Annotated in this window: 19 protein-coding genes; 12 read left to right on the top strand and 7 right to left on the bottom strand. The window is 64.6% G+C overall.

Annotated elements, in window-relative coordinates:
- Nucleotides 1–114 precede the first annotated feature (114 nt).
- The 4 genes from ACNHGR_RS14305 to ACNHGR_RS14290 are packed head-to-tail and all read left to right on the top strand — an operon-like array spanning nt 115 to nt 3,813.
- Complete coding sequence (locus tag ACNHGR_RS14305) at nt 115–1,056, top strand: alpha/beta hydrolase (RefSeq protein ID WP_475288434.1); 942 nt, start codon at nt 115–117, stop codon at nt 1,054–1,056.
- Nucleotides 1,053–1,808: a (Fe-S)-binding protein gene (locus ACNHGR_RS14300; RefSeq protein WP_184268628.1), complete on the top strand. Its 756-nt coding sequence runs from the start codon at nt 1,053–1,055 to the stop codon at nt 1,806–1,808. The genes ACNHGR_RS14305 and ACNHGR_RS14300 overlap by 4 nt, the downstream gene beginning before the upstream one ends.
- Nucleotides 1,805–3,199 (top strand): lactate utilization protein B, encoded by a 1,395-nt coding sequence (locus ACNHGR_RS14295; protein ID WP_475286945.1) that lies wholly within the window; start codon nt 1,805–1,807, stop codon nt 3,197–3,199. The genes ACNHGR_RS14300 and ACNHGR_RS14295 overlap by 4 nt, the downstream gene beginning before the upstream one ends.
- The gene (locus ACNHGR_RS14290) at nt 3,196–3,813 is read left to right on the top strand and encodes a LutC/YkgG family protein (protein WP_475286943.1); all 618 of its coding nucleotides are present in this window, start codon (nt 3,196–3,198) and stop codon (nt 3,811–3,813) included. The genes ACNHGR_RS14295 and ACNHGR_RS14290 overlap by 4 nt, the downstream gene beginning before the upstream one ends.
- A gap of 6 nt (nt 3,814–3,819) precedes the next feature.
- Here the strand turns inward: ACNHGR_RS14290 and ACNHGR_RS14285 are convergent, their stop codons facing one another.
- Complete coding sequence (locus ACNHGR_RS14285) at nt 3,820–4,515, bottom strand: GDSL-type esterase/lipase family protein (protein ID WP_475286941.1); 696 nt, start codon at nt 4,513–4,515, stop codon at nt 3,820–3,822.
- 146 nt (nt 4,516–4,661) lie between these two features.
- On the opposite strand from ACNHGR_RS14285, the gene ACNHGR_RS14280 reads away from it, so the two are divergent.
- Nucleotides 4,662–5,624, top strand: coding sequence for an acyltransferase family protein (locus ACNHGR_RS14280; RefSeq protein WP_475286939.1), 963 nt, complete (start codon nt 4,662–4,664; stop codon nt 5,622–5,624).
- Here the strand turns inward: ACNHGR_RS14280 and ACNHGR_RS14275 are convergent.
- Both ACNHGR_RS14275 and purD read right to left on the bottom strand, forming a co-directional pair.
- The gene (locus ACNHGR_RS14275) at nt 5,621–6,220 is read right to left on the bottom strand and encodes a hypothetical protein (RefSeq protein WP_475286937.1); all 600 of its coding nucleotides are present in this window, start codon (nt 6,218–6,220) and stop codon (nt 5,621–5,623) included. The genes ACNHGR_RS14280 and ACNHGR_RS14275 overlap by 4 nt on opposite strands.
- Before the next feature lie 66 nt (nt 6,221–6,286).
- On the bottom strand, nt 6,287–7,570 hold the full coding sequence (gene purD, locus ACNHGR_RS14270) for a phosphoribosylamine--glycine ligase (RefSeq protein ID WP_475286935.1): 1,284 nt from the start codon (nt 7,568–7,570) through the stop codon (nt 6,287–6,289).
- A gap of 7 nt (nt 7,571–7,577) precedes the next feature.
- Between purD and xseA the strand changes: the two genes are divergently transcribed.
- Genes xseA through ACNHGR_RS14255 form a run of 3 tightly spaced genes read left to right on the top strand, consistent with a single transcriptional unit; the run spans nt 7,578 to nt 10,155 of the window.
- Nucleotides 7,578–9,068, top strand: coding sequence for an exodeoxyribonuclease VII large subunit (gene xseA, locus ACNHGR_RS14265; protein ID WP_475288432.1), 1,491 nt, complete (start codon nt 7,578–7,580; stop codon nt 9,066–9,068).
- A 23-nt stretch (nt 9,069–9,091) separates the two neighbouring features.
- Nucleotides 9,092–9,304: a DUF2093 domain-containing protein gene (locus ACNHGR_RS14260; RefSeq protein WP_184268616.1), complete on the top strand. Its 213-nt coding sequence runs from the start codon at nt 9,092–9,094 to the stop codon at nt 9,302–9,304.
- A complete protein-coding gene (locus ACNHGR_RS14255) occupies nt 9,301–10,155 on the top strand; it encodes a M23 family metallopeptidase (protein ID WP_475286933.1) in 855 nt (284 codons plus the stop codon). The genes ACNHGR_RS14260 and ACNHGR_RS14255 overlap by 4 nt, the downstream gene beginning before the upstream one ends.
- Before the next feature lie 14 nt (nt 10,156–10,169).
- On the opposite strand, the gene ACNHGR_RS14250 is transcribed toward ACNHGR_RS14255, so the two are convergent.
- Nucleotides 10,170–10,691 carry a hypothetical protein gene (locus ACNHGR_RS14250; protein WP_475288431.1) on the bottom strand — a complete coding sequence of 174 codons (522 nt, stop codon included), beginning with the start codon at nt 10,689–10,691 and terminating at the stop codon, nt 10,170–10,172.
- Nucleotides 10,692–11,111: 420 nt separating this feature from the next.
- Here ACNHGR_RS14250 and ACNHGR_RS14245 point away from each other — a divergent pair, with 420 nt between their 5' ends.
- Nucleotides 11,112–14,066 (top strand): TonB-dependent receptor, encoded by a 2,955-nt coding sequence (locus ACNHGR_RS14245; protein ID WP_475286931.1) that lies wholly within the window; start codon nt 11,112–11,114, stop codon nt 14,064–14,066.
- Between the two features lie 177 nt (nt 14,067–14,243).
- Here the strand turns inward: ACNHGR_RS14245 and ACNHGR_RS14240 are convergent, their stop codons facing one another.
- Nucleotides 14,244–15,275, bottom strand: coding sequence for a hypothetical protein (locus ACNHGR_RS14240; protein ID WP_475286929.1), 1,032 nt, complete (start codon nt 15,273–15,275; stop codon nt 14,244–14,246).
- A 102-nt stretch (nt 15,276–15,377) separates the two neighbouring features.
- Between ACNHGR_RS14240 and ACNHGR_RS14235 the strand changes: the two genes are divergently transcribed.
- On the top strand, nt 15,378–16,646 hold the full coding sequence (locus tag ACNHGR_RS14235; protein WP_475286927.1) for an aspartyl/asparaginyl beta-hydroxylase domain-containing protein: 1,269 nt from the start codon (nt 15,378–15,380) through the stop codon (nt 16,644–16,646).
- 139 nt (nt 16,647–16,785) lie between these two features.
- On the top strand, nt 16,786–17,058 hold the full coding sequence (locus tag ACNHGR_RS14230; protein ID WP_475286925.1) for a hypothetical protein: 273 nt from the start codon (nt 16,786–16,788) through the stop codon (nt 17,056–17,058).
- Between the two features lie 63 nt (nt 17,059–17,121).
- Here the strand turns inward: ACNHGR_RS14230 and clpB are convergent, their stop codons facing one another.
- Nucleotides 17,122–19,701, bottom strand: coding sequence for an ATP-dependent chaperone ClpB (gene clpB, locus ACNHGR_RS14225; protein WP_475286923.1), 2,580 nt, complete (start codon nt 19,699–19,701; stop codon nt 17,122–17,124).
- A 173-nt stretch (nt 19,702–19,874) separates the two neighbouring features.
- On the opposite strand from clpB, the gene ACNHGR_RS14220 reads away from it, so the two are divergent.
- Entirely contained in the window at nt 19,875–21,020 is a 1,146-nt protein-coding gene (locus ACNHGR_RS14220; protein ID WP_475286921.1) for a hypothetical protein, read from the top strand.
- Nucleotides 21,021–21,055: 35 nt separating this feature from the next.
- Here the strand turns inward: ACNHGR_RS14220 and ACNHGR_RS14215 are convergent, their stop codons facing one another.
- Nucleotides 21,056–22,717, bottom strand: coding sequence for a M28 family metallopeptidase (locus ACNHGR_RS14215; protein ID WP_475286919.1), 1,662 nt, complete (start codon nt 22,715–22,717; stop codon nt 21,056–21,058).
- Nucleotides 22,718–22,825: the final 108 nt, after the last annotated feature.

The raw sequence follows: 22,825 nt of genomic DNA, 5'->3' as shown, positions 1-22,825 counted from the left end.
GGGAAAAGGCCGAGGGAAAGGGACGGACCGCCGATGACGTCGATGAATCGCCGCACCCTGCTGGCCGGCAGCATGGCGAGCGCCGCCCTCACCCAACCCGCGTTGGGACAGGGAATGTCGGGAGAAGGGGTACCCGAACCGCCGATGAAGACCGGCCCCTTTCCGGCGCCGCAGGGATTTGAACGTTTCGCGATCTGGCCCGGCAAGGCGCCGGGCGGCGACCATGTGACCGTGCAGGAGGTGGAAACGCTGCGCCGGCCGGACAGCGCACCGGACGACAGCATCTTCGCCCATGTGGTGACGCCGACGCTGACCCTGTTGCGCCCGCAATCCGTTGGAGCGAAGCCCAATGGCGCGGCGATGCTGCTGATCCCGGGCGGCGGCTACAGCCGCGTCGCGCTGGGCCATGAGGGCTATCATGTCGCGCGGCGGCTGGCCGCGGCGGGCTACGCCTGTTTCTCGCTGCTCTATCGCCTGCCCGGCGATGGCTGGGCAGCGGGCGCGGAGGCGCCGTTGCAGGATGCGCAGCGGGCGTTGCGGCTGGTACGGGCGCTGGCGCCGCGCGAACGGTTCGACGCCGATCGCGTGGGCGTGATAGGCTTTTCCGCCGGCGGGCATCTGGCCGCATGGCTGACCAGCCGGTCGCCGGTCGAAAGCTATGCGCCGGTCGATGCCGCCGACCGCGAGCCGATCAGGGCGGCGCTCGCCGCCTATATGTATCCGGTGATCCAGATGGAGGGGCCGTTCGTCCATCAGGGATCGCGAACGCAATTGCTGGGGCTGGCGGCTACGCCGGAGCGGATGCGCGCCTATTCGCTGGACCGGGACGTGAGCGCGGAAACGCCGCCCGTCTTCATGGCCCATGCGATCGATGATCCGACGGTGCCGGTGGACAATAGCCTGGCCATGCTGGCGGCACTGCGCGCACGGCGGATTCCAGCAGAATGCCACCTGTTCGACAATGGCGGCCATGGCTTCGGCCTGGTGACGCCGCCCGCCGCGCCGGCGCCATGGCCGGACCTGTTCCTCGATTTCGCGAAACGCCACGGATTATGACCAAGCACGTCGCTCTGTTCGTCACCTGCCTTGTCGACCTGATGCGGCCGCGCATCGGCTTTGCCGCGATCCGCGCGCTGGAGGCGGCGGGATGCACGGTGGTTGTGCCGGAGGGACAAACCTGTTGTGGCCAGCCCGCGCTCAACAGCGGCGACCGGGATCATGCGGCGGCGCTGGCGAAGCAGACGATCGCTGCGCTGGAACCCTATGAAGCAGTGGTCGTGCCGTCGGGATCGTGCGCGGGGACGATCCGCTGCCATTATCCCGAGATATTCGAGCATGACGCGCACTGGCTGCCGCGCGCGCAGGCGGTGGCGGGCAAGACATGGGAGATCATGGCCTATCTGGACGAGGTGTTGGGCTGGCGTCCCGAAGGTGTCGCGCTGGACGCGAGGGCCACCTATCATGACAGCTGTTCGGGGCTGCGCGAGCTGGGGATCAAGGCACAGCCGCGCCGGTTGCTGAAGAGCGTCGAGGGCCTGCGTTTCGCGCCGCTCAAGGGCGAGGAGACATGTTGTGGCTTCGGCGGCACATTCTGCGTCAAATATCCGGCCATTTCCAACGCGATCGTCGGCGAGAAGGCGGACGCGATCGACGCCACCGGCGCGGACCTGCTGCTGGCGGGCGATCTGGGTTGCCTGATGAACATGGCGGGGAAGCTGAACCGACAGGGGAGCAAGGTGCGGGCTTTCCACGCGATCGAACTGATCGCCGGCATGGGTGATGGCCCGGCGATCGGGGAAGAGGCATGAGCGGTTTCAAGGATCGCGCCGATGCAGCGCTGGCCGACCGCATATTGAAGGTCGCGGTCGAACGGACCGCGGGCACGGCCGAGGCCAAGCGCGCCGTGGCGGTCGATGCCTTCCCCGATTTCGAGGCGGCGCGTGAACGGGCGGCGGCGATCAAGGATCATGTCATCGCGCATCTGGGCGCCTATCTGGAACAGTTCGAGGCCAATGCCATCGCCGCCGGGGCAAAGGTGCATTGGGCGAACACGGCGGACGAGGCCTGCCGGATCGTCATCGACATCTGCAAGGCGGCGGGCGCGAAGAGCGTGGCGCGGTCCAAGTCGATGCTGGGCGAGGAAATCGGCCTGCCCCATGCGCTCGCGGAAGCAGGGATCGGCCGGGTCGAGACGGACCTGGCGGAACATATCATCCAGCTGGCCGACGAGCGGCCGTCGCACATCATCTGGCCCGCCATGCACAAGACCCGCGAGCAGGTGTCGGCGCTGTTCAGGGCGAAGCATCGCAGTCCGCATGAGGAAGAGACGATCGCCGCCATGGCGGAAAGCGCGCGGCGCGAACTGCGCACGCAGATGCTGGGCGCGGATGTCGGCATTTCCGGCGCGAATTTCCTGATCGCGGATACGGGTGCCATCTGCACCGTCACCAATGAGGGCAATGCCGAATTGTCGCTGGTGCCGCCGCGCGTCCATATCGTGACGGCGGGGATCGAGAAGATCGTGCCGTCCATGCCGCACGCCATCCATATGCTGCGGATGCTGGCGCGGTCGGCCACCGGCGCGGCGCTGACCCAATATACGACCTTCTATACCGGGCCGAAGCGCGCGGGCGACCGGGATGGGCCGGAAGAGATGCATATCGTGCTGGTCGACAATGGCCGCACGAAGATGCGCGAAGAGGGACTGGCCGAGATGCTGCGCTGCATCCGCTGCGGCGCCTGCATGAATCATTGCGTGGTGTTCCGGCAGATTGGCGGCCATGCCTATGGCGGCACCTATCCGGGGCCGATGGGCGCGGTGTTGACGCCGGTATTCGACGGGCTGAAGCAGAGCCGTGATCTGGCCAATGCCTGTACCCTGAACGGCAAGTGCCAGGAGGTATGCCCGGTGCGCATTCCGCTGCCCACGCTGCTGCGCGGCTGGCGCGAGAAGAGCTGGCGCGAAGGGCTGGAGCCGACATCGATGCGCTGGGGGCTGGGCATCTGGGCATGGGTGGCGCGGCGGCCGGCGCTGTATCGGCTGGGCACCGGGATCGCGGTCCGGGGGATGCAGATGCTGGGGCGACAGAGCTGGATCAGCCGGTTGCCGCTGGCCGGCGGCTGGACCCGCTATCGCGACATGCCCAAGCCTGCGGCCCGGACGTTCATGGAACAATATCGCAAGGAACGCAGCCAATGAGCGCGCGCGATACCATCCTCGCCCGGTTGCAGGGCGCAGCGCCCGACAAGGTCGAGGCCGACGCCCTGCTGGTCGCGCCGGAGCGACCGGGCGTGGACGAGGATGCTCTGGAGGCCGAATTTCTGGCCCGGCTGGCCTTGCCCAGCGTCAGTGCCAGCCATGATGCGATCGCGACCATGGCCGATCTGCCGGCGGCCGTCGCCCGCTATCTGGACGCGCAAGGCGCGGCGCACAGCCTCTGCCTGCCCCCCGACCCGCGCCTGAGCGCCTGCGACTGGCGCGGCTTCACCCTGCATGCGGTGGCCGCACCGGACGAGGTCGCAGCGCTGGCCATCGCCCGCAAAGGCATCGCCGAGAGCGGATCGCTGATCTTCGAGACATCACCGCAGGCACCGATGTTGCCCAATTTCCTGGCGCTGCATCATATCGTGCTGCTGGCCGTGCAGGACATTGCCGCCCATCTGGAGGATGCGCCGATAGCCGGGCCGCAGCCGCGCGCCCATTATTGGATCACCGGCGTATCGGGCACCACCGACATCGAAGGCACCTATGTGCGCGGTGCCCATGGGCCGCGATATCTGCACGTCATCCTGTTGCGCGACCCGGCACAATAACCTCTCTCAGGATGCGCAGCCGCGCGTCACGTCGGGCGGCAGGATGTCGCGCAGCCGCTGGCGCACCACATCAGCCCAGATGCGATAGCCATGCGCGTTCATATGGACGCCGTCTGGCTGATAATTGTCGCCCAGCTTACCGCCGACGAGCAGCGGCGTGGTGATGTCGGCATAATAGGCCGTCTGCATATGGGGCAGGAAATGCCGGGCCGCCGCGTTGAACAACCGCTGCTCACCCAGGAAGGCCGCGCGGCCGGGGCTGGGCTTGGCCGACAGCAATAGCACAGGCACGCCGGGCATCAGCCGATCGCGCAGGTCGAACAGTTGTGCGAGCTGGTGCATCACGGTGCGAACGGGCACGCCGCTGGCAATGTCATTTTCACCGACATAGAGGATGAGCGCGCGCGGGCGGCCTTCGCTGGCCTTGATATTGGCGAAGCGCGGCAGGATGTCGGCCAGGGTCGCGCTGTTGATGCCGCGGTTTTCTGTCACCCAAGGCACCATATCCTGTTCCAGGCTGGTCCAGCGATGGATGGACGAACTGCCCACGAACCAGAGCGCACAGTCCCCCTGTGCCACGCCCGCTTCGGGCAATGTTGCATGGGATTCGCGATAGCGGCCATAAAGCCGCCAGCCGACGATGATGATGGCGAAGACGAGCAATGCCGTGAGCATTTTGGTGAGCGGCGAAGTTTTGCGCAACGAGGCGGCCTCCTTGGATGGTCGGAACGGCGCTTTCCCAACGGGGAAAATCCATATTGGTGCCACATCCTAACCGTTCACCATCTTTTTTAAAGCGTCTGCAAGTACAGGGTGCCAGCTTGGCGTGGGGCCGGGGATTTATCAGCGTGGGCAAGAATCCGTCGATCGACCTCCTCAAAGGGGTACTGATCCTGCTCGTGATGGCAGGGCATGCCATGGAACTGGCCCATGCGCAGCATCTGGCGCTGTGGATCGGATCGGGATTCCGCATGCCGCTGATGATCGGCATATCGGGTTATCTGCTCAATATCAGCCGGCTGCGCAGCGAACCGGGCGAGCATTTCTTCGGCCGCTATGGCGAACGCATGCTGTTGCCATGGCTGGTCGCGATGATCGCCTATCTGCTTATCAGCGGATGGCCACTCTCGTGGCAGACGCCGGTCGAGCTGTTGCTGCGACCGCCCTTCCACCTCTGGTATATCCCTGTCCTGTTCTTCCTGATCCTGGTGGCCCGCGCCGTGCCGCTGCCGCCGATCTGGCTGCTGGCGATCGGCGTGCCGTTCAGCCTGTCGATCATGTACGGCTTTGGCCCGCATCATGGCGCGATCGGAACCAGCCTGTTGTCGCCCGACAGCCGCTATCTGCGTTATCCGATCTATTTCTTCTTCGGCATGCTGATGGCCGAACGGGGATTGCCGACCCGCTATCTGGGCATCGTGCTGCTGGTCGCGGCGCTGGGCATGGGATGGTGGTCGGAACTGGAGTTCAGCGCCAATATCTTCGCCTTCGTATCTGCCCGACTGATCATGTGCCTGGGCCTGATCGCGCTGTTGCCGCAATTTGCGCGGCTGCGCCTGTCCTTCGCCCCGGTCAACCATATCGGCCGGGACAGTCTGTTCTTCTATCTGTGGCATCCGCTGGTGATGGGGCTGGTGATGGCGACCGGGATGAGCGCCGCCGTCACGCTGGCACTGTCGATGCCGATCCTGTTCGGGCTGGGGCGGCTGTCAGCCACCCATGAACGGCTGCGCCGCTGGACCGGCAGCGTGCCGCCGATCCGCCCGCGTGACGAGGAACCGCCGCTCGACCCGGCACCCCAGCCGGCTTAGACTTTTCCGTATTTCGCCTCGAAACCGGCGATGTCGCCGGCGGCGAGATATTTTGCCTGATCGACCCACTGGTCGCGGACGGGGCGGCCCTTGAAATTGCCGAGCTTCGCGTCGATCGTGGCAATGTCCGCATCGGTCCAGGCCGCGATCTGGGCATAGCGGGTGACGCCGAGGTCTATCAGCAATACCTTCAGCTTGGGGCCGACGCCCTTGAGGCGCAGCAGGTCATCCTCTCCATCCGCGACGGCAGCCACGGCCGGCGAGGCGGCTACGGGTGCAGGGGTCGGTGCAACCGAAGCAGGCGCGGGCGCGGCTGGTTCCGGCGGCGCCTCGAAAACCGGTTCGGCGATGGGCGCGACAGGCGCAACCGGTTCGACCACGACCGGGTCGGCGACCACGGGCGACGCAGCGACCGGGGCGGCGATGATCGGATCGACGAAGGGCACGGGCGCGGGCGGCGGCGCCGGTTCTGCGGCGGCAGCCGTTTCGATCGGCTGTTCCGCCTTGCGCCGACCCGACAGGAGGAAGACGAGCGCTATGACGACCAGCAGGCCGACCAGCAGCCACAGTCCATAATCCATGAAGAATTCCTGCATCGCGCGTCTCTCCCCTGCAAAATGCTATGCGCTATTTATGGGCGCTTTCCCGCGCGCCGCAAGGGTTCAGCCCTGCTCCGCCTCACGCGCGACTTCGCGCCAGCCGATATCCCGGCGGCAGAAGCCGGTCGGGAAGTCGATCGCGCCCACTGCCGCATAGGCGGCGGCCTGCGCCGCGCCGACCGTATCGCCGGTGGCCGTGACGTTGAGCACGCGCCCGCCATTGGCGACCAGCACGCCGTCCTTGTCCGCCGTACCGGCATGGAAAATCTTGGCACCATCCTTTTCCGCTGCGTCGATCCCGGCGATCGCGCCGCCCTTTTCAGGCGTGCCGGGATAGCCGTTCGCCGCCATGACGATGGTGAGCGCGGTGCGATCGGCCAGCTGGACCGGCCCCTGTTCGGCCAGCCTGCCCTGTGCCACGGCGAGCAGCAGGTCGACCAGATCGCCGTCGAAGCGAGTCATCAGCACCTGGCATTCGGGATCGCCGAACCGGGCATTATATTCGATCAGCTTCGGCCCCTGCTCCGTCAGCATCAGGCCGGCATAGAGGACGCCCGAATAGGGCATGCCTTCGGCCGCCATGGTATCGACCGTCGGCTGGATGATCGTTTCGATCACCTGGCGTTCCAGTTCCGGCGTCAGCACGCGGGCCGGGCTGTAGGCGCCCATGCCGCCGGTATTGGGGCCGGTGTCGCCATCCCCCACCCGCTTGTGATCCTGCGCCGAGCCGAAAGGCAGGATCGCGCTGCCATCGGTCAGGGCGAAGAAGCTGGCTTCCTCGCCGGTCATGAACTCCTCAAGCACGACCTCTTCACCTGCCGCGCCGAACGCGCCGGAGAACATGGTGTCGAGCGCTTCCACGGCTTCGTCGCGGGTTTCGGCGATGATGACGCCCTTGCCCGCGGCCAGCCCGTCCGCCTTGATGACCACCGGCAGCGCGAAATCGTCGAGCGCGGCGAGCGCGCCATCCTTGCTGGTGACGCGGATATAGGCGGCGGTGGGGATGTTGGCGCGCTGGCACAGATCCTTGGTGAAGCCCTTCGACCCTTCCAGTTGCGCCGCCTTCTTGTTAGGGCCGAAGACCGGCACCCCCATGGTGCGCAGATTGTCGGCCAGGCCGTCGACCAGCGGCGCTTCCGGCCCGATCACCACCAGGGCGATCGAATGGCGGACGCAGAAATCGAGCACGGCGCGATGATCCGTCGCGTCGAGGTCGACCAATGTGGCATGCTCGGCTATGCCCGGATTGCCCGGCGCCGCGAACAGCGTATCGAGCCGGGGCGATTGCGCCAGTTTCCATGCGAGCGCATGTTCGCGGCCGCCGCCGCCAAGCAGAAGGATGTTCATGTCGCCCATGTCCCCGGAATATGATGCCTATGACAGTTCGGGCCGCCTGTTAGCGGAGGATCGCGCGGGGGACAACGCGCCGCCACTGTCGGTGAGCGAATTGTCGGGATTGCTGAAGCGCACGGTCGAGGACCGGTTCGGCCATGTCCGGCTGCGCGGCGAGATTTCGGGCTTCAAGCGGGCAGCGTCGGGGCATCTCTATCTGGCGCTGAAGGATGAGAATGCCGTGCTGGACGGCGTGATGTGGAAGGGCGGCGCGCAGCGGCTGGCCTTCAGTCCGCAGGATGGGGTCGAGGTGATCGCGACGGGCAAGCTGACCACATATCCCGGCCGGTCCAAATATCAGATCGTGATCGACCGGATGGAACTGGCCGGCGAAGGCGCGCTGATGGCGTTGCTGGAGAAGCTGAAGGCGAAGCTGGCGGGCGAAGGGCTGTTCGCGGCGGAGCGCAAGCAGCCCCTGCCCTTCCTGCCGCGTACGATTGGCGTCGTGACGTCGCCTACCGGCGCGGTGATCCGCGACATATTGCATCGGCTGACCGATCGCTGCCCGACCAATGTGCTGCTGTGGCCGGTGCTGGTGCAGGGCCAAGGCGCGGCCGAGCAGGTGGCGCGCGCGGTGCGCGGGTTCAGCGCGATGGACGGCAGTGGGCCGCTGCCCCGGCCGGATCTGGTGATCGTGGCGCGCGGCGGCGGGTCGATCGAGGATCTTTGGAGTTTCAACGAGGAAATCGTCGTCCGGGCGGTAGCCGACTGCACCATCCCGATCATCTCCGCCGTGGGGCATGAGACAGACACGACCCTGTGCGACTATGCCGCCGACCGACGCGCGCCGACGCCGACCGCTGCGGCGGAAATGGCCGTGCCGGTGCGGGCGGAATTGCTGGCGGGATTAAGCGAAATGGGCCTGCGCGCCGGACGCGCAGTGCGACGCGGGGCGGCCCAGGCGCGCGAGCGGCTGGAGACGCAGGCGCGGCTGATGCCGACGCCGGATACTTTGCTGGCGCCGCAGCGGCAGAAGCTGGACCAGTTGTCCGACGGGTTGGTGAACGGCCTTCGTCACCGGCTGGCCGATGCACGCGCCCATCTGGGACAGGCGGGTGGCGCGTTGCGGCCGGCGCTGTTGCAGCAATATGTGTCGCGGGCGGGCGAGCGGCTGGACCGGCTGAGGTTGCGGCCCGACCATCTGCAACGTGCGCTGTCGGAGCGGGCCGTCACCTTCGACCGGGTGTCGCGCCATTTCGCCTCGCTCGATCCCGACCGGCCGTTGCAGAAGGGCTATGCCCGCGTGATGGCGCAGGACCGGCTGGTGCAGTCGGTCGCGGCGGCGCAGGCGGCCGGTGCGGTGACGCTGCATTTCAAGGACGGGACGGTGGACGCGGCAATCGGCGATGCCGTGCTTGAGCCAAAGGCCCCGCCTGTCCTATCCTCCCATGCCCGGCCGGCGCGCAAGACGCGCGAGGCCGATGACAAGCAGCAGCAGGATCTGTTTTCCTGATGTCGTGCAAAGAGGCCTGACCCATGTTGATGTCCAACCGCGACCGGATCGCCCGGCTCCATTATATGCCCTACAGCTTCCGCGTGTTGCAGGCGGGCGACCATGTTCTGTGCGCCGTCACCGGCGAACGGATCGCTTTGCAGGATTTGCGCTACTGGAGCATCGCCCGGCAGGAAGCCTATGCCAGCGCAGATGCGTCTGTACAGGCGGAGTTGAAGGCGCGCGGCGCGCGATGAGGCGGATCGCTATCGTCCTGCTGCTGGCCGGCGCCGGCGCAGCAGTGGCCCAGCCCGGCATGCGTCCGGCGGCGGTGGCGCGCGCCGACTTCCAGTTGACCGGCACGGCGACGCAAGGCGGGACCATGTCCGGCATCGCGCCGGCCGGCACGGTCGCGTTGAAACTGGACGGGCTACTCGTCCCGGTCGATGCCGACGGCCGATTCCTGATCGCCTTCGACCGGGACGCGGGGCCATCGGCGCGGCTGGTCGCCAGACTGCCTGACGCACGCATAGTCGAGCGCAACCTGACCGTGGCCCCGCGCGCCTGGCGGATCGAACGGATCGATGCGCCGATGCGGCCGACCAAGAGTACGGAAGCCTTTCTGGCGCTGCGCAAGCCCGAACTGGAAGCGATCGCCGCTGCGCGCGAGACGGTGACCGACGCGCAAGGCTGGCGCCAGCGCTTCATCTGGCCGCGGATCGGGCGGATTTCCGGCCTGTTCGGGGCGCAGCGCGTCTATCAGGGCACGGCCGGCGCCTATCATGGCGGTGTCGATGTCGCCGGCGCGACCGGCGTGCCGGTGGTGGCGCCCGCCGATGGGGTGGTGATATTGGCGGCGGCGGACAAGCCCTTCACGCTGGAAGGGCATTTGCTGATGATCGACCATGGCCATGGCCTCAACAGCGCCTTCCTCCATCTGTCACGGATCGACGTGAAGCCGGGCGAGCATGTGACGCAGGGGCAGAGAATCGGCGCGGTCGGTGCAACCGGGCGCGCGACCGGCCCGCATCTCCACTGGGGGATGAAATGGAACGATGCCCGGATCGACCCGATGCTGATCGCCGGGCCGATGCCGAACGGGCTGTAGAAGGGCCGCGGCGTTCAGCTCACCCGCTTCATGCGGACGGCACGGCCGCCATCCACCTTGCCGATGAAGCTGCCCATGGCGGCGCGCTTCAGCTCGATCTTCTGCCCGGCCTTGGGATCTCGCCCCGTAATGGCTTCGGTGGTCATCCACTGTGCGCCGTCTTCCAGACCAATCTGCCACTTGCCGTAGCCCAGGCTGCGGACGGAGGCGATGACGGCTTCGATCTGGCTGACCCCTTCGGCCTGCGGCTTGTCGCCGTCATCATCGTCATTCCCGCCCAGGAACGGCAGCTTGGGGAAAGAGAAGCCGAACAGGGTCTTGCGCGTCTTGTTCAGTTCGCTCTTGTCGAGCACCACCACCTCGTCGCGCTGAGCCGCCGCGTCCATGGCACCGACCTGGCGGTCGAAACAGGCAAGACGTTCCACATTGTCCGCAATGGCGCGACACTGGAGCAGGTTGGTGAAGATCTCCGGACGAGGCTGTTGCTGTTTTGGCGCAGCCTGCGCCGGCCCGGCCAGAAGGCCCAGGGCCGCCATCCACAACCAGCCGCGCTTGCCGTTCATATCCGCTCTTCCCTTCCCGAACCGTTCGATAGCTTGTACCATGCACCCGCAGGACATGACGTCAATATGACGTTCCGGCGGATTAAAGAGCGTTCCCACGCCACAATCGGTCCATCGCCGCGCATGGTGATGCATGATTGCTTCATCCTGTTGTAACTTCGTGTAATTATCTTGCAATACGAACGTAAAACAGCGGGCCGGCGAGCTTGTTGCATTTATGATACAGCCGCTTCCAAAAGCGGCTTTCCCCCTTTTCCCCCGCTTTACAGCGCCCTGAAGCCCGCGCAGTTTCGGCCAATCCATATGGGGGGATCGCTGTCGGGCACCATATCCCTCCGTACGGGCACTGATGTGGCAGGCCATCTGCCAAACTCCAGAGCAAGGGACTGGACCGTGAAAACATTTTCGAAGAGGGCACTTCTGCGTGCCAGCGCCGCTCCGGCGATCCTGGGCGCGTCGCTGATCGCGACGGCCGCGTTCGCACAAGACGCGCCGCAGACCGCAGAAGCCGATGCCGGTGACACCATCATCGTTACGGGCTCGCTGATCAAGAACCCCAACCTGGTTCAGTCGACCCCGGTTCTGGCGACGACGTCGGACGAAATCGACCTGCGCCAGAGCAACAACGCTGAACAGCTGCTCCGTGAAATCCCGGGCGTCGTTCCCAGCATCGGTTCGGCCGTGAACAACGGTAACGGCGGTGCATCGACCCTTAACCTGCGTGGCCTGGGCAGCAACCGCAACCTCGTCTTGATCGACGGCCGTCGCATGGTTCCCTACGGCCTAGGCGGCGTTTTCGATCTTAACAACGTCCCGCTGGCGCTGGTGGAACGCGTTGACGTTCTGACCGGTGGCGCTTCCACCACTTATGGTGCCGACGCGATCGCCGGTGTGGCCAACTTCGTCCTGAAGAAGGATTTCGCCGGCTTCGAAGCGAATGTTTCGAATCAGCTGACCGAAGATGGCGACGGCAACGCTTTCCGCGCCGACGTCACCATGGGTGCCAATTTCGACGATGGCCGCGGTAACGCCGTGTTCAGCATCGGTTACCAGGAAGTCGACCCCGTCTATCAGGGCGCCCGTTCCTTCTCGGACACCTATCTGGAATCCTATCTGGCCGAATGTACCTCGTGCCAGGGTTCGGGTACGTCGACGCCGACCCGCATGTCGCTGCCGGGTGCCGGTACGCGCCAGATCAGCGCAGACGGCAATTCGCTGGTTCCGACCTACCAGACCTACAACTTCAACCCGTTCAATATCTTCCAGACGCCGTTCAAGCGTTTCAACATGTTCGGTTCGGCCAGCTACGAGATCAGCGACTCGGTCAAGGCCTATACCCGTGGCATGTTCTCGAAGAACACGGTCAACACGATCATCGCTCCGTCGGGCGCCTTCGCGCTGGCGGTCACGATCCCCTACAGCAACCCGTATCTGAGCGACGGCATCCGCAACCAGTTCTGTACCGCGAATGGCCTGACCACCGCGCAGTGCTCGGCCGCCGCTGCCGCCACCGATCCGAACAGCCCCGACTACAAGACCTTCAACTCCACGATTTCGCGTCGTGCGGTCGAAGCCGGTCCGCGCATCTCGGAATTCAAGACCACCTTCTTCGACTATGCGCTGGGCTTCCAGGGCGACATCGGCTCGCACCTGAGCTGGGACGTCGGCGGTTCCTATGGTGAATCGGAACAGGTCCAGACGCAGATGGGCTACACGCTCAATTCGCGCGTCAAAAACGCACTGCTGGCGACCAACACAACCACCTGCCTTGACGGTTCCGACACCTGCGTCCCGCTGAATATCTTTGGCCCGACCGGTTCGATCACGCAGGACATGGTCGATTATCTGACTGCCAACAGCCAGATCACGACCAAGACCACACTGGCCCAGGCGCATGCTACGCTGAGCGGCGACTTCGGCGTGACCTCGCCGATGGCGTCCAACCCGATCGGCTTCGCCGTCGGCGGTGAATATCGCAAGTATAAGGCGATGATCCAGTCGGACGAATTGTCGAAGGCAAACGATCTGGGTGGTGCCGGTGGTGCCCAGCCTGATGTGAACGGCGGCTTCGATGTCTATGAAGCCTATGGCGAATTGATCGCTCCGCTGATCGAAGATCGTCCGTTCGCCAAGCTGCTGACGGTTGGCGCCGGCGTTCGTTACTCCAGCTATTCGGTCGACGCACCGACCAGCCCGAGCTACGACACCTGGACCTACAAGTTCGAAGGCAGCTGGGCTCCCTCGTCCGACATCAAGTTCCGTGGCAATTATTCGCGCGCCGTCCGTGCGCCCAACGTTGCGGAACTGTTCACGCCGCTGACCACCGGTCTGACCAACCTGGCGACCGATCCCTGCGCCGGCAGCGCTCCGCTGGGCAACGCCAATCTGGCCGCAATCTGTCTTGCTCAGGGCGCGCCGGCTGACACCATCGGCTTCATCGAACAGCCTTCGGCTGCTCAGGCCAATGCCAGCAGCGGCGGCAATCTGAACATCAAGCCGGAAACCTCGGACAGCTGGGGCGTCGGCGCGACCTTCACGCCGACCTTCCTGCCGGGCTTCAACGCCACGGTCGACTATTACAACATCAAGGTGAAGGACGCGATCACGACCCCGACCCCGGGTGATGCGATGGCCGCCTGCTTCGACAACATCACTGCCGCCAGCGCCACCAGCGCAGCCTGTACCGTCATCGGCCGCGCCGAAGACGGCAGCCTGAACGGTACCGCCACCGGTCTGTTGCTGCCGCTGTCGAACTTGGGCAAGTTGAAGACCGACGGCATCGACGTGTCGCTGAACTACAAGCATGAGTTCAACTTCGCGACGCTGACCCTGGGCTTCAACGGCAACTGGACCAACAGCTCGAAGTTCCAGGCCACCCCGACCTCGCTGAATCGTGAATGCGTTGGCTATTATTCGGTCAACTGCGCATCGATCCAGCCGAAGTTCCAGTGGTCGCAGCGCACCACGCTGACCTTCGGCGACGTCGACTTCTCGCTGCTGTGGCGCCACATCGACAGCGTCAAGTTCGAGCCTCAGCAGCTGGCTGACGATATCGCTTCGGGTATCGACGCTGGTTGCACCGATCCGGGCGGTGCCGATCCGGACGGCTGCACGATCGATCCGCAGTTCCGCAAGATCAAGGCTTACGACTATTTCGACCTGACGACCCGCGCGCAGGTTTCGGATAATGTGACCCTGACCTTCACGGTGATGAACATGTTCAACAAGAAGCCCCCGATCGTCGGTGGCTCGGCCGGTTCGACCAGCTACAACAGCGGCAACACCTATCCGTCGACCTACGACGCGCTGGGTCGCAAGTTCGCCGTCAGCGCGAAGATGAAGTTCTGATCTTCATCGCGACAAGGTGAAAAAAAGGAGAGGCGGACCTGATGGTCCGCCTCTTTTTTGTTGCCCCCATAATGGGAGGGCCGACCGCCGCTTGCCAGACTGATCGCCGGCATGCGGCGAGAGGGACGAGAGACGAGGGAAAAGCCTACCCCCGGCCCGCTACGCAGGATGCGCCTGTCAGCCGGCGATCGGGTGGTCCAATGTCATGGGAATATCGAAACGTATCGCAACTTCTCTCGCCCAATGCAGCACCATCGCGATCTCTTCTCCATGCAGATCTAGCGATTGCTGCCTATGCTGCGTGCGCTGGTCGTTGGCGAAGGCATTTCCGGTCTTGCTGTCGGTCGCCAGTGCAGGGCCGGCCAGCCTCTCGGCGATCGCCTCCTGCCGCGCATCCAGCCCGAAATGGCGAACCAATGCCTCCATATGGATGGGAAGGTCCGCCATCAGATGCTCGCTGTCCAGCGATCGCACCCGCGCCGGTCCCAATGTCCGCAACAACCCGGCAAATTGCTGCTGCTGCACCAGCCAGCCTACGGCCGCAGCCTGAAGATCAGTCAGTTGTAGTAACGCGGTTTCGTCTAGGCCGAGTTGCACCATTCCGTCGTGCAACTGCTTGACCAGCAATTCGCGTACCCAGAGCCGGCTCCACATCCCCTTGCGGGCAATCGAGGAGAGATATTGCTCCAAGGGCGCATGCAGCAACACCGCCCGCGCGCCGGGGCGCATCGCCATCATCACCGGGATCAGTGCGTTCACCAGATTGGACGGCTTGATGATGACCGCTTCGCCGGGTTCAAAAGGGCGCGTCAACAGTTCCAGCCCTTGATCCAGTACCATGGCGATACGGCGCCCTTCGCCGCCGCGATGCCGCCACCCGACCATATCGTTGAGCAGGACCGGTTCCTTGAGCGTGGAGGCGATGCCGGGCATGTCGAGCAGGCGCGCCAGCAAGGTCGAGCAACAATAGGCCGAGTGGAAGATGAAATGGACCGGGGCAGTGGCGGATGCCGCCGCAACGACCTCCGCCCGATCGATCACGAGCGGCTTGCGATCGCCCAGATGTTCGTCCGTCAGGAAAGGGATCGCCCCGCGTCCGGCACGATCGACCTGAAGCAGGTGGAAAGCATCCTGCCGTTCGTCATAGCGGTGCGGTAGCCAGGACGGATCGGACAGAAGCTGACGGAGCGCTAGATTAAAGCCGGTCATGACCGTCCTTCGCATGTTTGCCGGTCGGCCGGCAAGCACCGCCAACGCTTTGCTATTGCGTCCATTCCGTCGTTTCGGCACCTTCGCATCGGGGGATATGATATGGACACTGTCGAAACGTTGCTGCGAGCTGCAGATGAGGCGCGGGCGAAGGGGGATCGGGCGCGCGAAGCCGCGCTGATGGATCGTGCCCTGACGATCGCGCCGGCAAGCCCGCAATTGTTGAACAGCCGGGGCATGCTGGCACTGAATTTGGACCGGGCAGGCGAAGCGGCGGATTTTTTCCGGCGTGCGGCCGGTGTCGATCCCAGACAACCCGCCCTGTGGATGAACCTGGCCACGGCCTGCCGGCGGATCGGGGACGAAGCCGGGGAAAAGGCGGCGCTGGAACAGGCGCTCGATCTGGATCGCGTGCATTTCATGGCCCAGTTGCGCATGGCCGAATGGCAGGAGCGCAATGGCGCACTGGCCGACGCGACGAAAAGCTGGGGGCAAGTGCTGGCGCTGGCAGACGGGCTGAAGGAGCTGCCGGCCGCCCTGCGCGATCGGCTGGACGAGGCGCGACGGTTCGTGCAGGCGCGCATGGTCGACTTTGCCGGCGAGGTGGACGGCCATTTCGAGGCCGAGTTCGTCGGGGCGCTGCCGGCCGACGTCCGGCGGTTCAAGGCGAGCATCGATCATCTGCTGGGGCGTCGGCGCATCTATCGCAACGAATGTTCAGGCCTGCACTATCCGTTTCTGCCGGCCGACGAATTTTTTGACCGGGGGCATTTTCCCTGGATGGCCGAACTGGAGAGCAAGACCGACGTCATCCGCGCCGAATTGCTGAATCTGTTAAAGCAGGGGCCGGACCTGCTGCGCCCCTATGTGCGGCTGGATGCCGGAACGCCAGACAATCCCTGGAGCGCACTGGACCAGTCGCTCGACTGGGGTGCCTGTTTCCTGTGGGAATATGGCGTGCGCAACGATCCGGTCTGCGACCTGTGTCCGCAAACCGCTGCCGCGCTGGAGACATTGCCGCGCAGCGATATCAATGGCCGAGCGCCATCGGCCTTTTTCTCTCTACTGAAACCCGGAGCGCATATTCCACCTCATAGCGGGGTGACCAATATGCGGGCAATCGTGCATCTCCCGCTGATCGTTCCTCCAGATTGCGGATTCCGCGTCGGGGGCGAAACCCGCCCATGGGAGGAAGGCCACGCCTTCGCCTTTGACGATACGATTGAGCATGAAGCCTGGAACAATAGCGACGCCATGCGCGCCGTCCTTATCTTTGACGTTTGGAATCCGTATCTTACAGAAAAAGAGCAGGAACTTTTACGGCGCTATTTCCAGTTTGCGGATCAGAGCGAACATCGGCCGGAATCTTGACGCACGATCATGATTGGCCATTGCCGCGAACCAATATTTATATCACAATTGCACAATAGCCTACCGATCAGGCCGCTCTCTCGAGGAACGGAACGCTGAAGGTCCGCAAAGATGGCTTTATTCCGTTGGGAGTCGTTGAATGAAACTTCGTTTTGGCCAGATCATGCTTGGCCTCTCGATCCTGTCTGCCCCGGCCTATCTTCCCGCGCAGACGACGCAGCCCGCTGCCAAGCTGGACAGGAATGATCCGGGCGCGATCCGCTGCCGCCGTCTGGACGTCACGGGTTCGCTGGTGCGCAAGGAGCGCGTCTGCAAGACCAATGCGGAATGGCGCGCAATTAGTGAGCAACAGAATCGCGATGCCGACGACATGATTACGCGCAGCCGCGCCGGCATGAATCCCAACGGCTGAGCCGTTCCCTGCCGTGATGGAAAGCAAAGGCCCGCCGATCGGATCAGCGGGCCTCTTCGTCATTCAGCCGATGCTGAGCGCCAGCGCGCCGTCGCCATCCTCCACCTTCACCGTAGATCCGTCCGGCACTTCGCCGCGCAGGATCAGGTCGGCGAGCGGGTCTTGCAGATAGCGCTGCACCGCGCGCTTGAGCGGGCGGGCGCCATAGACCGGATCATAGCCGACCCGGCCAAGCCAGGCACGGGCGCCGTCGGTCAGGTCGAGCACGATCTTGCGATCCTTCAGCAGCTTGCCGATACGCGCGACCTGGATATCCACGATCGGCGCCATATGCGCGGCGCCGAGACGGTGGAACAGGATCACCTCGTCCAGCCGGTTAAGGAATTCCGGCCGGAAATGGGCACGGACGATGTCCATCACCTGATCCTCGACCTTTTCCACCGGCTCGTCATCGGCCAGTGCCGTCAGATACTGACTGCCCAGGTTCGACGTCAGCACGATGATCGTGTTGGTGAAATCGACCGTGCGCCCCTGCCCGTCGGTCAGGCGGCCGTCGTCCAGCACCTGAAGCAGGATGTTGAACACGTCGCCATGCGCCTTTTCGACCTCATCGAACAGGACGACCTGATAGGGGCGACGGCGGACGGCTTCGGTCAGCACGCCACCTTCCTCATAGCCGACATAGCCCGGAGGCGCGCCGATCAGCCGGGCAACCGAGTGCTTCTCCATGAACTCGCTCATGTCGATGCGCACCATCGCGCTATCATCATCGAACAGGAAGCCGGCGAGCGCCTTGGTCAGTTCGGTCTTGCCGACGCCGGTGGGGCCGAGGAAGAGGAAGGAGCCGAGCGGCCGGTTCGGATCTTGCAAACCGGCGCGAGACCGGCGCACGGCGGTGGATACGGCCTTGACCGCATCCGCCTGCCCGATGACACGCTTGCCCAGCGTCTCCTCCATCGCCAGCAGCTTCTCACGCTCGCCTTCCAGCATCCGGTCGACCGGGATGCCGGTCCAGCGGGAGACGACAGCGGCGATGTCCTCGCTCGTCACTTCCTCCCGCAGCATCGCGCCGGCGGACGCGGTCTGCGCCGCCTCCAGCTGCTTTTCGAGCGCGGGGATCGTGCCATATTGCAGTTCGCCCGCCTTGCCATATTCGCCTGACCGCTGTGCCTGCTCCAACTGGATGCGCGCGGCGTCCAACTGCTCCTTCAGCTTCGCCTCGCCAGCAATCTTGTCCTTTTCCGCCTGCCAGCGGGTCGTGAGCGTGGCCGACTGTTCCTCCAGATTGGCCAGGTCGGCTTCCAGCGTGGCGAGCCGGTCCTTCGACGCGGCGTCGCTTTCCTTCTTCAGCGCTTCCCGCTCGATCTGAAGCTGCATGATGCGGCGGTCGAGATTTTCGATTTCCTCCGGCTTGCTCTCCACCTCCATACGGATGCGCGAGGCGGCCTCGTCCATCAGGTCGATCGCCTTGTCGGGCAGGAAACGGTCGGTGATGTAGCGGTTGGAGAGGGTCGCGGCGCTGACGATCGCGGCGTCGGCGATGCGGACGCCATGATGCGCCTCATATTTCTCCTTGATGCCGCGCAGGATGGAGATGGTATCCTCCACCGTCGGTTCGCCAACAAACACCGGCTGGAACCGCCGCTGGAGCGCGGGGTCTTTCTCCACATATTTGCGATATTCGTCGAGCGTGGTCGCGCCGATGCAATGCAGCTCGCCGCGCGCGAGGGCGGGCTTGAGCAGATTACCGGCGTCCATCGCCCCTTCGGATTTGCCTGCGCCGATCAGCGTGTGCATTTCATCAATGAACAGAATGATCTGGCCTTCCGCGCCCTTCACCTCGTCCAGTACGCCCTTAAGGCGCTCCTCGAATTCGCCGCGATATTTGGCGCCCGCGATCAGGCTGCCCATGTCGAGTGCCATCAGCGTGCGGTCCTTGAGCGTGTCGGGCACGTCGCCATTGGCGATGCGCAGCGCAAGCCCTTCGGCGATCGCGGTCTTGCCGACGCCGGGTTCGCCGATCAGCACCGGGTTATTCTTGGTCCGGCGGGCGAGGATCTGGATGGTGCGACGGATTTCCTCGTCGCGGCCGATGACCGGATCGAGCTTGCCCGCGCGCGCCGCTTCGGTGAGGTCGCGCGCGAATTTCTTGAGCGCGTCATAGCGATCCTCCGCGCCCGCCGTGTCGGCGGTGCGGCCGCCACGTAAGGCATTGATCGCGGCGTTGAGCGCTTCGGGCTTCACACCCGCCGCAGCCAGCGCCTTGCCCGCCGTCGTGGTGGTAGCAAGCGTGAGGGCCAGAAGCAGCCGTTCGACGGTGACGAAACTGTCGCCGGCCTTGGTCGCGACCTGCTCGGCAGAATCGAGAACGCGCACGGCATCATTGTCGAGGCCCGGCGTCTGTTGCGCGCCACTGCCCGAGACGGACGGCACCTTGGCCAGCGCGGCATCGGTGTCGCGCAGCGCGACTTCGGCGGAACCTCCCGCCGCCTTGATAAGGCCAGACGCCATGCCCTGCTGGTCTTCCAGCAGCGCTTTCAGCAGATGTTCGGGGCCGATGCGCTGATGGCTCATGCGGATCGCCACGGTTTGCGCCGACTGGAGGAAGCCCTTGGCGCGATCGGTGAATTTTTCGAGGTTCATGACATCCCCTTTGGAACGATATGTCGCTGATGTAGTGTTGCCCAAAAGCAACACAAGGCCATGCTGCATTTTTTTGGCACAGGTCGCTCACTCGCACATGTCGTAATTATCCTATGCCATCCCGCCTGACGGCAGTAAACGAGCGCCGTGGGTCGCACCATATTGGGGGATATATGAAGCGACTGCTCGCGCTCGCCGCGACGATGACGGCCCTGTCATTCACGGCACCGTCATCCACGGCCTATGCCAACACGCATTGCAACTATGGCGGTGGCGTCACCGTCGGCCCGTCGACCACCGGCATCATCTATGCACCGCCGGGCACCTATGCCATCGTGCCGCACCCATCCGATGGTGCCGACGCCATCTATGTCGCGCCCAATCCGGCGCTGGGCATCACCGGCTATTATCTGCGCCTGTCGCAATTGCCGATCCTGGGCGTACCGTTCAACGTCGCCCAGGGTGGCAATCCGCTGCAACTGACCTGCGGCAGCCCGGACAGCGCCAATTTCAAGGCGATCGCCGACGCGCTGGACATGGATTTCGACTTCGATGTCGAGGGCGATTCCGACACGATCGGCGGCACCGCGACCTATTGGGACATGGCCAATGAAAATGGCCAGCGGTTCGACCTGAAATATGCCAAGGGCATGCAGTTGAGCGAAGGCAGCCGCACCCGGCTGGTCCTGACCGGCACGGCGCGCTACCTGACCGTGGGGGATACGGTGGGCGGTCTGGCCGGCGGCCATGGCAACCTCAACGCCCTGTCGCTGAGCGTGGGCGCGGGGGTGCAGATCCCGGTGCAGCCTAACTGGTGGCTGACGCCGCGCATTTCCTATACCGCGACGGCGGCAAGCCGGGGCATCGGTGGCGACAATGAAGTGGCGGCAGCAACGCTGGCGAGCAATTATCGCTTCGCCGGCCTTGGTCGCGGCGAGTTCACCATGGGTAATCTGGTCGGCTATACCCAGACGATCCGCACCGGCATCACGGCGCAGGACAGCGCCAATTATGTCAAGCAGCAGAATTGGTGGTTCCGCAACGGCATCGCCTATCAATTGCCGCTGGGGGGCCGGATGTTCGGGCGGCAGACGTCGCTGCGCACCAGCTATGTCTTCACCCAGGGTGTCAAGGACACGATGGCGTTCAAGCAGGTGCATGAAGCCGCGCTCAATTTCGGTTTTCGCATGCGCGAGACGGAACAGCGGGCGGGCAGCGATCTGTTGCGCGTGGGCCTGCTCTACACCCATGCAAAGAACGAATATTTCAAGAATGCGGATTATGACTCGCTGACACTGACGGTCGGCTACCGCTTCTGAATCAAGAAGGGGCGCTGTTACAGCGCCCCTTTTCCTTATTTCGCGGCCTTTTCTGCCTGCGGGGCGAAGAGATCGCCGAAGAAATCCTGCGCAAACCAGCGCGGTGGCGCATCGCCATCAGCCATGGCGCGGGTGATGCGATAATTGGCCTCGGCAAAGCGGGCGCCGGCGGTCCAGTCGATCTTCTGGCTCATATCGTCACCGGGGTGGTGATAGGCGCCGCCCAGAAACTCGCCCCACGCCTTTTCGCCGCCATTGGCATAGCCAGTGGCGAGGAAGACCGCGGGCACGCCCTGCTTCACGAACATATAATGGTCCGAGCGCACGAAGATGGTTTCCTGCGGCATCGGATCGGGCGCGAGTTTCACGCCCATCGGCGCGACCGCCTTCGCGACGATCGGGCCGAGGGTCGAATGGTCGGCGCCGAAGGCGATGACATCAGCGAAGGGATAGAGCAGCAGTGGCATGTCGAGATCGACATTGCCGACGATCTGCTTGACCGGAACACTGGGGTGGCGGGCGAAATAGTCGGCGCCGAGCAGCCCCTTCTCCTCCGCCGTGGAGGCAAGGAAGATGATCGAGCGGCGCGGCTTGTCCGGCGACTGCGCCATGGCGCGGGCGACCTCCAGCATGGTCGCGATGCCGGCGCCATTGTCCAGCGCGCCATTGTTGATCCGATCCTTGTCGGCCGCGTCGCCGGGTTTCGCCGGGCTGATACCGATATGATCGAGATGGGCGGAGAGGACGACATATTCGTCTTTGAGCTTCGGATCGCTGCCGGGCAGGAAGGCGACGACATTGGGGCTGGTCACGCGCTGGCTGACCGTATCGGCCTTGATCGTCACGCTGGTCTTGAGCGCGAAGCCTTTGGGCTTGCCACCGGCCTTGTCGGCGGTCTTGCGGATCGCGGCAATGGTCGCAGGGGCGCCGGCGAACACGGCCTCCGCAGCCGGATCGTTCAGCATGGCGGACGCGCGCAGGCCGGGTGCGGCGTTGAAGGGGATGCCTTCGGGCGACACCCAGGTGAAATCAGGTTCGTCGGCGAACTGCACCATGCGCGCCCAGGGCCGGGCCTTGGCCGACTGGAGCGTATTGAGCGCGATCATGCCGATGGCGCCATGGGATTCGGCGATCTTGCCCTTGGTGGCGGAGAGATGCGCGCCCTCCTCGCTCGGCAGCCCCTTGGGATAGCCGCGCAGGGTGACGACGATCTTCCCCTTCACGTCGAGGCCGGCATAGTCGTTGAGGCCAAGCCGCGCATTTTCAAGGCCGAAGCCGACGAAGACGAGCGGCGCCGTGACGTCAAGATGCGGCTGATCGGCGTTGATGCCGACGATAACATCGCCGGCATGGGTGAAGCTCTTGGCGCCGGCCGGGCCGGTGACGGTCAGGGTGGCGGGCGTCTTGCCGAATTCGGTCTTCTGGAAGGTGATGCGCTGGAGCCAAGAGCCCTTGTCGCCTGCGGGCTTGAGGCCGAGGCCGTCAAACTGGCTGGCGACATAGCGGGCGGCGATTTCATGCCCTTCGCTGCCGGTGTCCCGCCCTTGCAGCAGGTCGTCGGCGAGAAATTCGACATGGGCACGCATCGCGGCCGGGGTGAAGACGGGATCGGCAGCGGCCGGCGCGGGCGATTGCGCCGGCAGCGCCGTGGGAAGAAGCAGCGCGGTCATCGCTGCCAGAGCCATGGGGGTTTTCATCGGGAATAAGGTCCACTGATTGCGGGATGGCCAAGGATTTGCCCCCGGCCCATGCCCCTGTCCAGCAATAAGCGTGTTGCGACTCTAAAACGGCCCGCTATGCTGCGC

Source organism: Sphingobium sp. RS1, assembly GCF_056156825.1.
Note: the sequence above shows the minus strand (reverse complement) of the source record. Positions and strands in the feature narration are given on the sequence as shown.